11 protein-coding genes are annotated in these 12810 nt (G+C 70.3%); 3 read left to right on the forward strand and 8 right to left on the reverse strand.

What is annotated here, in order from left to right:
- Positions 1 to 187: 187 nt before the first annotated feature.
- The 3 genes from IE97_RS0127745 to IE97_RS0127755 all read left to right on the forward strand — a co-directional run bounded on the left by IE97_RS0127745 (position 188) and on the right by IE97_RS0127755 (position 2040).
- Positions 188 to 1153: a zinc-binding dehydrogenase gene (locus IE97_RS0127745; protein WP_030246184.1), complete on the forward strand. Its 966-nt coding sequence runs from the start codon at positions 188 to 190 to the stop codon at positions 1151 to 1153.
- A 105-nt stretch (positions 1154 to 1258) separates the two neighbouring features.
- Positions 1259 to 1468 carry an HTH domain-containing protein gene (locus IE97_RS0127750; protein WP_003992902.1) on the forward strand — a complete coding sequence of 70 codons (210 nt, stop codon included), beginning with the start codon at positions 1259 to 1261 and terminating at the stop codon, positions 1466 to 1468.
- Positions 1468 to 2040 carry a Clp protease N-terminal domain-containing protein gene (locus tag IE97_RS0127755; protein ID WP_030246187.1) on the forward strand — a complete coding sequence of 191 codons (573 nt, stop codon included), beginning with the start codon at positions 1468 to 1470 and terminating at the stop codon, positions 2038 to 2040. Before IE97_RS0127750 ends, IE97_RS0127755 begins: the two co-directional genes overlap by 1 nt.
- 11 nt (positions 2041 to 2051) lie before the next feature.
- Here the strand turns inward: IE97_RS0127755 and IE97_RS0127760 are convergent, their stop codons facing one another.
- The 8 genes from IE97_RS0127760 to IE97_RS0127795 form a co-directional block, all read right to left on the reverse strand.
- Positions 2052 to 3077, reverse strand: a complete 1026-nt coding sequence (locus tag IE97_RS0127760) for a PadR family transcriptional regulator (protein WP_030246190.1) — start codon at positions 3075 to 3077, stop codon at positions 2052 to 2054.
- Between the two features lies 1 nt (position 3078).
- Positions 3079 to 4014, reverse strand: coding sequence for a DUF4097 family beta strand repeat-containing protein (locus tag IE97_RS0127765; RefSeq protein WP_030246193.1), 936 nt, complete (start codon positions 4012 to 4014; stop codon positions 3079 to 3081).
- A gap of 258 nt (positions 4015 to 4272) precedes the next feature.
- Complete coding sequence (locus tag IE97_RS0127770; RefSeq protein WP_003992906.1) at positions 4273 to 4452, reverse strand: DUF6104 family protein; 180 nt, start codon at positions 4450 to 4452, stop codon at positions 4273 to 4275.
- A gap of 196 nt (positions 4453 to 4648) precedes the next feature.
- Positions 4649 to 8464 (reverse strand): multifunctional oxoglutarate decarboxylase/oxoglutarate dehydrogenase thiamine pyrophosphate-binding subunit/dihydrolipoyllysine-residue succinyltransferase subunit, encoded by a 3816-nt coding sequence (locus tag IE97_RS0127775; protein ID WP_030246196.1) that lies wholly within the window; start codon positions 8462 to 8464, stop codon positions 4649 to 4651.
- Between the two features lie 281 nt (positions 8465 to 8745).
- Complete coding sequence (locus tag IE97_RS0127780) at positions 8746 to 9858, reverse strand: HAMP domain-containing sensor histidine kinase (protein WP_030246198.1); 1113 nt, start codon at positions 9856 to 9858, stop codon at positions 8746 to 8748.
- Positions 9855 to 10595, reverse strand: coding sequence for a response regulator transcription factor (locus IE97_RS0127785; protein ID WP_030246200.1), 741 nt, complete (start codon positions 10593 to 10595; stop codon positions 9855 to 9857). Before IE97_RS0127785 ends, IE97_RS0127780 begins: the two co-directional genes overlap by 4 nt.
- A 135-nt stretch (positions 10596 to 10730) precedes the next feature.
- Positions 10731 to 11408, reverse strand: coding sequence for a spermidine synthase (locus IE97_RS0127790; RefSeq protein ID WP_030246202.1), 678 nt, complete (start codon positions 11406 to 11408; stop codon positions 10731 to 10733).
- A gap of 606 nt (positions 11409 to 12014) precedes the next feature.
- Positions 12015 to 12674 (reverse strand): GNAT family N-acetyltransferase, encoded by a 660-nt coding sequence (locus IE97_RS0127795; protein WP_030955430.1) that lies wholly within the window; start codon positions 12672 to 12674, stop codon positions 12015 to 12017.
- Between the last annotated feature and the right edge of the window lie 136 nt (positions 12675 to 12810).

The raw sequence follows: 12810 nt of genomic DNA on the forward strand, positions 1-12810 counted from the left end.
GGGCGGCACGGGTGGGCGTGGGGGTCCCCCCTGTTCGAGCGAAGCCGAGAACTTGGGGGAGGCACCCCGCACCGCCGGGCTGCGGACCCACCCGGCCCCAGCAGCAACGCCGAGAGCCTGACAAGAGGGTGTGTCTCACACCGGCCGGTGGTTCCACAGGTGGGGATCGGAACCTATCGTCAAGGTCATGTTCGCTGTCTACGCCGCCCGAATCGACCGCGACCAGCCGCTGACCGGCCTCGAGTTGGGAGAGCGACCGGCTCCCGAGGCCCGGCCGGGCTGGAGCACCGTCACGGTCAAGGCCGCCTCCCTCAATCACCACGACCTCTGGTCCCTGCGCGGTGTCGGCCTCGCAGAGGACAAGCTGCCGATGATCCTCGGCTGTGACGCGGCCGGCGTCGACGAGGACGGCAACGAGGTCGTCCTGCACTCCGTGATCGGACAGAGTGGGCACGGAGTGGGCCCCAAGGAGCCCCGTTCCATCCTCACCGAGCGGTATCAGGGCACCTTCGCGGAGCAGGTCGCCGTCCCGACGTGGAACATCCTGCCCAAGCCCAAGGAGCTGTCCTTCGAAGAGGCTGCTTGCCTGCCCACCGCGTGGCTGACGGCGTACCGGATGCTGTTCACCAACGCGGGTGTCCGGCCGGGTGACTCCGTGCTGGTGCAGGGCGCCGGCGGCGGTGTCGCCACCGCCGCCATCGTGCTGGGGAAGGCGGCCGGACTGCGGGTCTTCGCCACCAGCCGGGACGAGGCCAAGCGAAAGCGGGCCGTGGAGCTGGGGGCCGTTGAGGCGCTGGAATCCGGGGCGCGGCTGCCGCAGCGGGTCGACGCGGTGATCGAAACCGTCGGGGCTGCCACCTGGTCGCATTCGGTGAAGTCGCTGAAGCCCGGCGGCACGCTGGTGATTTCCGGTGCCACCAGCGGGGACCGGCCCTCGCACGCCGAACTGACCCGGATCTTCTTCCTCGAGCTCAAGGTCGTCGGTTCCACGATGGGCACCAAGGACGAACTGGAGGACCTGCTCTCGTTCTGTGCCGCCACCGGTGTGCGGCCGGTCATCGACGAGGTGCTGCCGATGGACCGTGCGCGTGAGGGCTTCGAGCGGCTGGCGTCGGGTGAGCAGTTCGGGAAGGTCGTGCTCGTCAATTCCTAGTGCGTTTGCGTCTGCTGTGTTCGGCGGCCGGTCCGGGTTCGGGCCGGCCGTTTTGTGTGTCAACTCGGGTTGACGCGAGTGGGAATGTCAACGTAGGTTGACGGTATGACCGAAGCAACCGATCTGGCCGAGCGTGCCGGTGACCGTGACCCGCGGGTCGGCCTGCGGGCCGTCGCGGCGCTGCGCAGGCTGCTGGAGCAGCTGGAGGCCGTGCAGGTGCGCAACGCGCGCAACCAGGGCTGGTCGTGGCAGGAGATCGCCACCGAACTCGGTGTGAGCAGGCAGGCCGTGCACAAGAAGTACGGGAGGCATTGATGTTCGAGCGGTTCACGAAGGACGCCCGGGATGTGGTGAAGAGCGCGTTCGAGTACGTGGAGGGGGACGGTGGGGGCGGGCAGTGTGTGGAGCCGGAGCATCTGCTGCTTGCCCTGCTGGACCGGGAGGGCAGTCGTGGCTCCCTCGCACTCAGCGCTCTCGGGCTGGGGGAGCGGAGGGAGTCCGTGCGGCAGGCGCTGCGGGAGGCGCGGCGGCGTGCCGGACTGTCGCAGGCCGACACGGACGCGCTCGCCGGGCTCGGGATCGATGTGGCGGAGATCGTCGCCCGGGTGGAGCAGGTGCACGGGGTGGGGGCCATGGCGGGCGACCGGCAGGACAAGCGGTGGTGGTCGGGGCGTCCCTCCTTCGGGCGAGGCGCCAAGGATGTGCTGGAGCGGTCCTTGCGGGTCGCTCTCGCTCAGCGGGACCGGCACATCGGTGACGAGCACATCCTGCTGGCCCTGGCCGTGCGCCCCGGTGTGCCGGCGGAGGTCCTCGCCGACCACGGGGTGACGTACGGGTCTCTGATGGGGGTGCTGTACGGGAGTGGTGGCGAGGCCGAGGCAGGGTGAGGGGGCGGCTCCTACTTCCGGGGGGTACGCAGGAGTGCTCCTATGTGGGCTGCCGCCGTCGACAGGTGGCGGCGGGCGTCGCGCAGCTGGTCGGCGGTGACGCCGTGGTCGCGGGCCGCGTCGCGGATGTCGTCCCGGAAGCGGTCGAGCAGGCGGTCCAGGTCGCGGGCGGGGTCGCCGGTGGAGTCCGTGGCGTCCTCGTGGGCCCAGGCCGGTTCGTAGGCGGCGGGGAAGTCCTCGGCCATGGGCTGGGAGCGGGGCGGCTGTGAGGTCGGCCTGCCGGTCCAGTCGAAGGCGAAGTCCTTGCCGTAGTTCTTTCCGAACTCGCCCACCTCCTTGGCCAGTTCGCTCAGGCCTTCGCGCAGTCCCGTCGGCCAGTCACCGCGTGTGAAGTGGTCCTGGACCTGCTCCTGGACCCGGCGGGCGATGCGCTGCATCTGCTCCTGGGCCTCCTTCGCCTGGCGGCGGGCGCGCTGCGCGTCCTCCCGGGCGCGGCGGCTCTCGTCCTTGGCGCGCCTGGCCTGCTCCTTCCATTCCTGCCGGGCACGCCGCATCTCCTCCTTCGCGATGCGCCAGGCCTCGTTGTCGCCGTGGCTCGCGGAATCCCCGAGGGGCGTGCCCTCGGCTCGTGACCCGTTGGCGGTGTCCCGGCGGGCCTCGGTGGCCGCCGCGCGCATCTCACGGCGCAGGTCGCCCGCGGCCCCGCGCACGTCGGCGCGGATCTCCGCGGCCAGTTCGGCGACCGACTCGCGGATCTCCAGCTCCAGGTCGGCCAGCTCGCCGCTGCGGTCCGCCAGTTCGGCGCGGCCCGCGTCAGTGATCGAGTAGACCTTGCGGCCGCCCTCGGTGGTGTGGGTGACCAGCCCCTCGGCCTCCAGCTTGGCCAGGCGCGGGTAGACCGTGCCCGCCGACGGTGCGTACAGGCCCTGGAAGCGCTCCTCGAGGAGGCGGATCACCTCGTAGCCGTGGCGCGGGGCCTCGTCCAGCAGCTTCAGCAGGTAGAGGCGGAGGCGGCCGTGAGCGAAGACGGGAGGCATGTCAGAGCACCTTCTTGTCGGTCGTGCCGTCGGCCGGGCTGCCGGCGTGGTCGGCGCCCCGGTCGGAGACGGAATTGTCTCCCGAGCCGGCCTGCGGGTCGTCCTTCAGGTCCCGCGCCTCGCCGTCCGCGTCTCTGGCGGGGCGGCGGAGCAGGGCGATGGAGCCGGAGACGGTGGTGGCCCGCAGTGTGCCGTTGCCCGCGCCGAGACGGCCCGTGATCTTGTGGGCCCCCCACTGGCCGTGCACCCGCAGATCGTCGAAGGCGTTGGAGATGGCGCCGCTCGCCGTGTTGGCCTCGACCTCCGCGTCCGCCGGGTACGGCAGCCGGATGGCGATCTCGCCCGAGACGCTGGTGAGCCGCACGTCCGTGGGGCCCTCCGGGGCGAGGTCGACGATCATGGAGCCGCTGACCGACTCGGCCCGCACGGAGGGTCCGGAGCCCTCGACGACCGTCAGGTCACCGGAGACCGAGTTGAACCGCAGATCGCCGGTCACGTTCTGGGCCTCCACGTTCCCGGCGACCGTGTCGGCGCGGACCGGGCCGGCGAGTCCCACGAGGGTGGCGTCGCCGGTGACCCCCTTCACGACCGAGGGTCCCTCGATTCCGGAGAGCACGGCTGTCGCGCCGACCACCCCGACCTCGACCCGCGTGCCGGCCGGGACGGCCAGGGAGACCAGCGCGCTGCGTCGCAGGCCCTTGCCTTCCAGCCACTTGAGGAAGCCCTTCCAGGGCAGGTCCTCGTAGGTCACCGTCAGCGTGCCGCCCTGACGGGTCACCATCAGGGGTGGGCCCTCGATCTCGGAGACTTCCAGGCGGGCGGGACCTTCGTCCGTGCCCACCACGTTCACCCCGCCGTTGACGAGTCGGACGTGGAGGTCGCTCACCGGCTCGTCGAAGGTGAGTTTCGTCGGCTCCGTGACGGACCACTCGGACATGAAGCGACCTCCCCGATTCCACGCGCCATATCGCGTCTCTTCTCATTCACGATATATCGCGGTGGGGTAAAGTCAAGACATCCGTTCTGGGGACGCTGGGTGGGCTGGGGGGCTGGGTCGGCAACGGCTCGCCGGGGAGGGCGGGGGAGACCGTGTTGACTCGAGTAAGTGGTGCCGGGCGCGGCCGCCGCCCCTGGGCGGCGCGGCATAGAGGCCGCCGTCATCCACGCTCGCGAACGCGGCGGCCTGATCGGCTTCCTACTCGTCGTCCTCGTCGTCCAGCCGCGCCAGCCACGTGGCCAGGCGCTCCACCGGCACCTCGAAGTCGGGGTTGAGATCGACGAACGTCCGCAGCTGCTCGGCGAGCCACTCGAAGGTGACCTCCTCCTCGCCGCGTCGCTTCTCGAGTTCCTCGATGCCTCGGTCGGTGAAGTACAACTCTTGCTCCTGATCCGGAAGGGCAAGCCCTCTTGCCTACCCGTCCAGGGTAGGACGTGCGCTGTGCGCGGCATGACCGCACTGCGGCGTCCTGGACTTCGGACCCCGGCCGATCCGGGACCGGGAACGGCGAAGGGTCCGGCCCCGGGTGCGCACACCCGGGGCCGGACCCTCGTACGAGCCGGTGCTCAGAGGCTCAGGCCTCGAACACCTCACGCACCAGCTGCTCCTGCTCGGCCTGGTGCCGCTTGGCGGAACCGACCGCCGGGGACGAGCTGTGCGGGCGCGAGATGCGACGCAGACGCTCGCCGTGCGGGACCTCGGCACCAACTGCCAGGTCCAGGTGGTCGATCAGGTTGAGCGCGATGAACGGCCAGGCACCCTGGTTCGCCGGCTCCTCCTGGGCCCACAGGTACTTCTCGGCGTTCGGGTACTTCTTGATCTCCGCCTGGAGCTCGGCACCCGGCAGCGGGTACAGGCGCTCGATGCGGATGATCGCCGTGTCCGTGATACCGCGCTTCTGACGCTCGGCCTCGATGTCGTAGTAGACCTTGCCCGCGCAGAAGACGACCTTCTTGACCGCGGCCGGGTCGACCGACGCGTCGCCGATGACCGGCTGGAACTGCCCGGTCGTGAACTCCTCCGCCTTCGCCGCCGCCGCCTTCAGGCGCAGCATCGACTTCGGCGTGAAGACCACCAGCGGCTTGTGGTGCGGGTTGTGCACCTGCCACCGCAGGAGGTGGAAGTAGTTCGACGGCGACGTCGGCATGGCGACCGTCATGTTGTTCTGCGCGCACATCTGCAGGAAGCGCTCCGGGCGGGCCGAGGAGTGGTCCGGGCCCTGGCCCTCGTAGCCGTGCGGCAGCAGCAGGACGACGCCGGAGGTCTGGGCCCACTTCTGCTCGGCCGACGAGATGAACTCGTCCACGACCGTCTGGGCGCCGTTGACGAAGTCGCCGAACTGCGCCTCCCACATCACGAGCGCCTCGGGGCGGGCCAGCGAGTAGCCGTACTCGAAGCCCATCGCCGCGTACTCGGAGAGGAGGGAGTTGTAGACGTTGAGCCGGGCCTGGTCCTCGGAGAGGTACTGCAGCGGCGTGTACTCGTCGCCGGTGCTGCGGTCGATGATGACCGCGTGGCGCTGGCCGAACGTACCGCGCTGCGAGTCCTGGCCGGCCAGGCGGACCGGGACGCCCTCCAGCAGGAGGGAGCCGATCGCGAGGGTCTCGCCCATGCCCCAGTCGATGGTGCCGTCCTCGACCATCGCCGCCCGGCGCTGCAGCTGCGGCAGCAGACGCGGGTGGACGGTGATGTGGTCGGGGATGTTGACCTGGGACTCGGCGATCCGCTTGACGACCTCCGTGGTCACCGCGGTGTTCACGGCGACCGGGAACTCGGCCTGCGGGTCCGACGGCTCGACCGTGGCCGGCTGGGAGGTGGCCTCGCGGACCTCCGTGAAGACCTTCTCCAGCTGGCCCTGGTAGTCCTGCAGCGCCTGCTCGGCCTCTTCCAGGGTGATGTCGCCGCGACCGATGAGGGACTCGGTGTACAGCTTGCGCACCGAGCGCTTCTTGTCGATCAGGTCGTACATCAGGGGCTGGGTGAACGCCGGGTTGTCCGACTCGTTGTGACCGCGGCGGCGGTAGCAGATGAGGTCGATCACCACGTCCTTGTTGAACGCCTGGCGGAACTCGAAGGCGAGTCGCGCCACGCGGACGACGGCCTCGGGGTCGTCGCCGTTCACGTGGAAGATCGGGGCCTCGATCATGCGGGCCACGTCCGTCGCGTACATCGAGGAGCGCGAGGACTCGGGGGCCGCGGTGAAGCCGACCTGGTTGTTGATGACGATGTGGACCGTGCCGCCGGTGCGGTAGCCGCGCAGCTGCGACATGTTCAGGGTCTCGGCCACCACGCCCTGGCCCGCGAAGGCCGCGTCGCCGTGGATCGCCACCGGCAGGACCGTGAAGTCCGTGCCGCCCTTGCCGATGATGTCCTGCTTGGCGCGGGAGACGCCCTCCAGGACCGGGTCGACGGCTTCGAGGTGCGACGGGTTCGCGACCAGGGAGACCTTGATCTGCTCGCCGTCGAGGCCCGTGAAGGTGCCCTCGGCGCCCAGGTGGTACTTCACGTCACCGGAGCCGTGCATCGACTTCGGGTCGAGGTTGCCCTCGAACTCGCGGAAGATCTGGGCGTACGACTTGCCGACGATGTTGGCGAGGACGTTCAGCCGGCCGCGGTGGGCCATGCCGATGACGACCTCGTCCAGCCGGGACTCGGCGGCCGAGTCCAGCACCGCGTCCAGCAGCGGGATGACGGACTCGCCGCCCTCCAGGGAGAAGCGCTTCTGGCCGACGTACTTGGTCTGCAGGAAGGTCTCGAAGGCCTCCGCCGCGTTCAGCCGGCGCAGGATCCGCAGCTGCTCCTCGCGCTCCGGCTTGGAGTGCGGGCGCTCCACGCGGTCCTGGATCCACTTGCGCTGCTTCGGGTCCTGGATGTGCATGAACTCGATGCCGGTGGTGCGGCAGTACGAGTCGCGCAGGACTCCGAGGATGTCGCGCAGCTTCATCATCGACTTGCCGGCGAAGCCGCCGACGGCGAACTCGCGCTCCAGGTCCCACAGGGTGAGCCCGTGCTCGGTGATGTCCAGGTCGGGGTGCTTGCGCTGCTGGTACTCCAGCGGGTCGGTGTCGGCCATGACGTGGCCGCGGACCCGGTAGGAGTGGATCAGCTCGAAGACGCGGGCGGCCTTCGTGACGTCGTCGTCGTGGCTGGCGTCGATGTCCTTGAGCCAGCGGACCGGCTCGTAGGGGATGCGCAGCGCCTCGAAGATCTCGTCGTAGAAGTTGTTCTCGCCGAGCAGGAGGTTCGCGACCTGGCGCAGGAACTCGCCGGAGGCGGCGCCCTGGATCACCCGGTGGTCGTAGGTCGACGTGAGCGTCATGACCTTGGAGACGCCGAGCTTGTTCAGGGTGTCCTGGGAGGTGCCCTGGAACTCCGCCGGGTAGTCCATGGAGCCCACGCCCATGATCACGGACTGGCCGGGCATCAGACGCGGCACCGAGTGGACCGTGCCGAGGCCGCCCGGGTTGGTCAGGGAGACCGTGACGCCGGAGAAGTCGTCCATCGTCAGCTTGCCGTCGCGGGCGCGGCGGACGATGTCCTCGTAGGCCTGCCAGAACTCGAAGAAGTTCAGCGTCTCGGCCTTCTTGATCGCCGCGACGACCAGCTGGCGGTCGCCGTTCGGCTTGACCAGGTCGATGGCGAGACCGAGGTTGACGTGGTCCGGCTTGACCAGGGTCGGCTTGCCGTCCACCTTCGCGAACGAGTAGTTCATCGCCGGCATGGCCTTGATCGCCTGGACCATGGCGTAGCCGATGAGGTGCGTGAAGGAGATCTTCCCGCCGCGCGCCCGCTTGAGGTGGTTGTTGATGACGATGCGGTTGTCGAACAGCAGCTTCACCGGGACCGCGCGCACGGACGTGGCCGTGGGCAGTTCCAGGGAGGCGTCCATGTTCTTCGCGACCGCGGCGGCGGGACCGCGCAGCACGACCTGCTCAGGGCCGGAGGGGGCCTCAGCGGCGGGCTCGGCCTTCTTCGCGGCGGCGGCCGGCTTGGCAGCGGCCGGCTTGGCGGCCGGAGCGGCCTTCGCCGAGGCGGGCGCCTGGGCCTGCCCGTCGGGCTTCGCCTGGGCGGGAGCCGGCGCGGCGGCCGACTTCTCGGCCGCGGGGGCGGGGGCCTGGGCGGGAGCGGCCGGCGCGGCCGGCTGAGGGGTGGTGGTCCCCGCGGCCCCCGCGGCCGCGGTACCCGCCGGAGCCGAGGCGGCGGCCGCCCCAGGCTTGTAGTCGGCGAAGAAGTCCCACCAGGCTCGGTCTACCGAATTCGGGTCCTGGAGGTACTGCTGATAGATCTCGTCGACGAGCCACTCGTTGGCACCGAACGACGCTGCGGGGTTCTTCCCCGCTTGGTCGGTGTCGGTCGAGATGCTCGAGTTACTGGGGGACTGTGGCGACACGGCGGCAACCGCCCTCTTCCGCTTCACAAGATGATGGACAGCGGGAATCAAGGCTACGCCTCCCCGACCGTGAAGGTCAGGTGGGGCCCGTTCATCGTCGCGTAAGTCACATCGCGAAGTGCGTTTCAGGGGTTGAAATGGCGGGAAACAAGCGTGGTTCCGCTTGAGAAGGGAAGGGCGGGACACGGCCCCGTACGCCGATGGCGCGGGCCTGTGCCTGATCACACGTGTCCTTCTGCGCGGACGCCCGTGGATCTTGTGGCTCCGCTTCGAACTTTACGTCAATTTGGCACAGAGGGAAGTCCCGGAAGGGTGACAAGAATCCGGCAACCCCGCTCGGATTCGGCCACTCCGATCCTGCCGCCGTGCAGATCCACCGCCCAGCGGGCGATCGCCAGGCCGAGACCCGTGCCGCCGTCGCTGCCCGGTCCCTGCGGCCGCTTGGCACTGCCGCGGTTGAACCGCTCGAAGACCCGGTGCCACTCCGACTTCGGAATGCCGGGGCCCTCGTCCAGGACCTCCAGCTCCAGCGACTCGGGCAGCGCGCCGCGCCGCGCCTTCACCGTCACCCGGCCGTGCGGCGGGCTGTGCTTGACCGCGTTGTCGATGAGGTTGGCGACGACCTGGTGGATGCGCTCGGGGTCGGCGTGCGCGGTCAGCTCCGGCGGGTGGACGTCGAGGTGCAGATGGACGTCCGTCCGCGTGTGACTGCCCGAGCCGGTGGCGATGCCCGCGCGCACCGAGGCGACCATGTTGGCCTCCTTCAGCACGCCGGACAGATACGGCCACACCTCGAACCGCCGCTTCTTCAGCGGTACGACGCCGTTGTCCAGGCGGGACAGGTCCAGCAGCGTCTCCACCAGCCGGCCGAGGCGCTCGGTCTGCTTCAGCGCCGTGCGCATCGTCTCCGGGTCGGCCTGGGTGACACCGTCGACGATGTTCTCCAGCACCGCGCGCAGCCCCGCGATCGGCGTGCGCAGCTCGTGCGAGACGTTCGCCACCAGCTCCTTGCGCTGCCGGTCCTGCGCCTCCAGCTCGTCGGCCATGGCGTTGATCGTCACGGCCAGGTCACCCAGCTCATCGCGGCGGTTCTCCCGCGTCCGGCGGGTGTAGTCGCCCTGCGAGATGGAACGGGCCACGGCCGTCATCTCGTCCAGCGGGGCGGTGAGCGAATGGGCGACGAATTGCGTAATGAGGAGCGTGGCGATCATCGAGAAGACCGTGATGAAGCGCAGCTCCGTCTTGGTGTGCACCGCGATCACCGACAGGCCCGTGGTGATCAGCACCGAGATGACGACCAGCGCGCCCAGCTTGGTCTTGATCGAGAAGGGACTCACCCCGCCCCAGGGCTCCGGCTCCCCGGGACCTCTCCGCGCGCCCGGCCCGCCGCTCATGGCGTCGGGGTCTCCAGGGCGTAGCCCACGCCGTGCACCGTACGGATCCGCTCGGCGCCGATCTTCCGGCGCAGCGCCTTGATGTGGCTGTCGACCGTCCGGGTGCCCGAGGCGTCCGCCCAGTCCCAGACCTCGGCGAGCAGCTGCTCGCGCGAGAGCACCGCGCGCGGCGTGTTCGCCAGGCACACCAGTAGATCGAACTCGGTCGGCGTGAGGTGGACGTCCTCGCTCCGCACCCGCACGCGCCGCTGCGCGTGGTCGATCTCCAGTTCGCCGAGGCGCAGGATGCCGGAGCGAGGGGTGGCCGCCGCGATGGCGGCCCGCTCCACCCGGCGCAGCAGCACGTGCACGCGCGCCGCCAGCTCCCGCATCGAGAACGGCTTCGTCATGTAGTCGTCGGCGCCGACCCCGAGGCCGACCAGCATGTCGGTCTCGTCGTCGCGCGCGGTGAGCATCAGCACCGGCACCGGGCGGGCGGCCTGCACACGACGGCAGACCTCCAGACCGTCGAAACCGGGCAGCATGATGTCGAGGATCAGCAGGTCGGGCTGCCAGGCCTCGGCGGTGTCGACCGCGGCCGGACCATCACCCGCCGTTTGCACGAGGAATCCCTCGGCGCGCAGGCGGGTCGCGATGGCGTCCACGATCGTGGCGTCGTCCTCGACGACGAGAACCCGGCGCTGTGCGCCCGGGGTAGCCGTCGCCGAACCGTTGTGGGAGGTGTGTGTCTGCTCCATCGCCCGCCCCTGGGGTGTGCTTTCCGGAACCAGTGGGGTGATTCCTTCTGACTGGCTGTGCCTGCGCATGGTTGCGATTGACGCTTGAATGATCGGCGTCAGGGGAGCAGCGTACGGGGAGTCAGCACGCCTTTGCTATCCAGGGCTGATGGCGAGGTGCACGACGTCGGGAACGCCCCGGGCAACCGGGATCTCTTCGGTACGGACCTGTTGGAACCCGGCATTCCGCAAGGTACCTTCGAATTCCGACGACGGCTGGGCGGACCAGACGGCGAGAACCCCGCCGGGTCTCAACACCCTTGCGCAGCTTGCCAGTCCGGCCTCTCGGTAGAGATTTCCGTTGCCCTCCGTGACCGTCCAGTCGGGACCGTTGTCGATGTCGAGGCACAGGGCGTCGAACGTGTCGGATGTCTCATTGACGTAGGCCACGAGATCGGCTTCGACGATATTCGCGCGCGGGTCGGTCAGGGCCCGGGCGGAGATCGCGGAGAGCGGGCCGTCCCGGTGCCATTCGACAATCGCCCGCTCGCGTTCCACCACCGTGATCCGTCCCCACCGCGGGTCCGCCGCCGCGTGCGCCAGGGAGAAGCCGACGCCGAGTCCGCCGATCAGTACGTCGGGGTGGGCCCGGCCGTCCAGAGTCTCCAGCGCGGCGTCGACCAGTCGCCGCTCGGAACGGCCGTCGGAGGTGTCCATCAGGAAACAGCCGTTCGCGATGATCTCCAGCCGGCCGCCGTGCCGTCGCAGCACGACCTCGCCGTGCGGGCCCTCGCGACGGTCCAGTACCTGGGGGATGTCGTTCGAGGTGGGCATGGGGGCATCCTGGCAGGTGCGGAGAGCGCGGCGCGAAGGAATTCCGCGCGGCCAAGAGGCCGCGGCGAATCGACCCGCTCGCGGCGTCCGTCACGGAGGGCGGGGCGGAAAGCGGCGAAGCCGTTGGCTGAACGGCACACCGGCGGCCTGTGCGCGACCGGTGTCCTCGTGGCAGGCATGGCGGCGACCGAGGTGCCGTGGGCCTTGCGGTGTCGGCCGGGTATCCACCCGAATCCTCGCCGCGTCATGCGACACGCGCCACCGCGTCACGCGCAGCGCTCCGCGTCACCGTGTCACGCGCCACCGCGCCATGCGCCACCGCGTCACGCGCAGCGCTCCGCGTCGCCGCGCCATGCGCCACCGCGCCACGCGCCATCGCGCTCCGCGCCACGCGCCGCCGCGACGGTGTCAGCGCAGGCGTCGTGGCCGGTGCCGGCGCACCGGCCGGATGTGACGGTGCGCCAGTGCGGCGTCGCCCGCCGCTGCCGTGGCCGGGCGTGCCGCCGACCGTCTTCGGTGGTGTGCTGCTCCGGGGCTGGGGCCTCCGCCCTCGCCGGCCGGAGGGCGCACCGGAAGCAGGTGACCGCCTGGGCGCCGGGGGGCTCCTCAGCCCTGCGCGGAGCCCGGCGGGCCGTGCCTGGCGCTGGTCAGCAGGGCGACCACATCCCAGCCCAAGGTCTCGTAGAGCCCTCGTCCCGCTGGTGTCCCGGCCAGGACACCGGTCCGCGCCCCCTGCCGGGCGGCGGCGTGCTGCAGGGTCCGCATGACGAGGCTGCCGAGGCCCTTGCGGCGATGCCCGGGGGCCGTCTCGATCTGGTCGACGACGGCGGTCTCGCCCGTCGGGGCGATCTGGCCGCGTGCGGCGAGGGAACCGTCCGGCGCGGCCACCATCAGGCGGGTCACTCCGCCGCGCGACCACATGTGCGGCCGGTAGCCGTCGGGGACGTCAGGAACGTCGCCCATGGTCAGCGGGACGGTCATCAGGTAGCCGGGCTCGGGGTCGATCCACCAGCTGTCGTCGAGCCAGCCGGCGACCACGGACGGGTCCCGGAACGCCTTGAGCCACACGCCGTGCCCGGTCACCGCGCCGGCCACCTTGCGGACGGTCGTCTCGTCCAGGTCGTCGCCGGTCGTGCCGAGCACATGCCGCGTGACGTGCCCGAACATCCCCATGTCGATCGTCCAGCCCCATGGCTCGGTGACGGGTGGCGCGGCCCCGCGCGACACGATCCATCCGTTCACCCATGCCTGCACGGTTCCGTCCATGCCATCCCCCCGTAATGGGTGCTTCGTGTATTCGTCTATTACTGAAAGAACATTACGCGCCTGTCGGCTGCCCGTCTCGCGGGTGATCGCTGAGGGCGAACATCCGCCGGGGAACATCCGGGCGCCCCCGAGCATT

The sequence above is a fragment of the Streptomyces sp. NRRL S-455 genome (genome assembly GCF_000717875.1).
Classification (GTDB): Bacteria; Actinomycetota; Actinomycetes; order Streptomycetales; family Streptomycetaceae; genus Streptomyces.

Coding starts and splice junctions, on each gene's coding strand:
- IE97_RS0127780 (WP_030246198.1), bottom strand. CDS start 9,858: ATGAGCGGCGGGCCGGGCGCGCGGAGAGGTCCCGGGGAGCCGGAGCCC.
- IE97_RS0127765 (WP_030246193.1), bottom strand. CDS start 4,014: ATGTCCGAGTGGTCCGTCACGGAGCCGACGAAACTCACCTTCGACGAG.
- IE97_RS0127745 (WP_030246184.1), top strand. CDS start 188: ATGTTCGCTGTCTACGCCGCCCGAATCGACCGCGACCAGCCGCTGACC.
- IE97_RS0127790 (WP_030246202.1), bottom strand. CDS start 11,408: ATGCCCACCTCGAACGACATCCCCCAGGTACTGGACCGTCGCGAGGGC.
- IE97_RS0127785 (WP_030246200.1), bottom strand. CDS start 10,595: ATGGAGCAGACACACACCTCCCACAACGGTTCGGCGACGGCTACCCCG.
- IE97_RS0127755 (WP_030246187.1), top strand. CDS start 1,468: ATGTTCGAGCGGTTCACGAAGGACGCCCGGGATGTGGTGAAGAGCGCG.
- IE97_RS0127795 (WP_030955430.1), bottom strand. CDS start 12,674: ATGGACGGAACCGTGCAGGCATGGGTGAACGGATGGATCGTGTCGCGC.
- IE97_RS0127750 (WP_003992902.1), top strand. CDS start 1,259: ATGACCGAAGCAACCGATCTGGCCGAGCGTGCCGGTGACCGTGACCCG.
- IE97_RS0127760 (WP_030246190.1), bottom strand. CDS start 3,077: ATGCCTCCCGTCTTCGCTCACGGCCGCCTCCGCCTCTACCTGCTGAAG.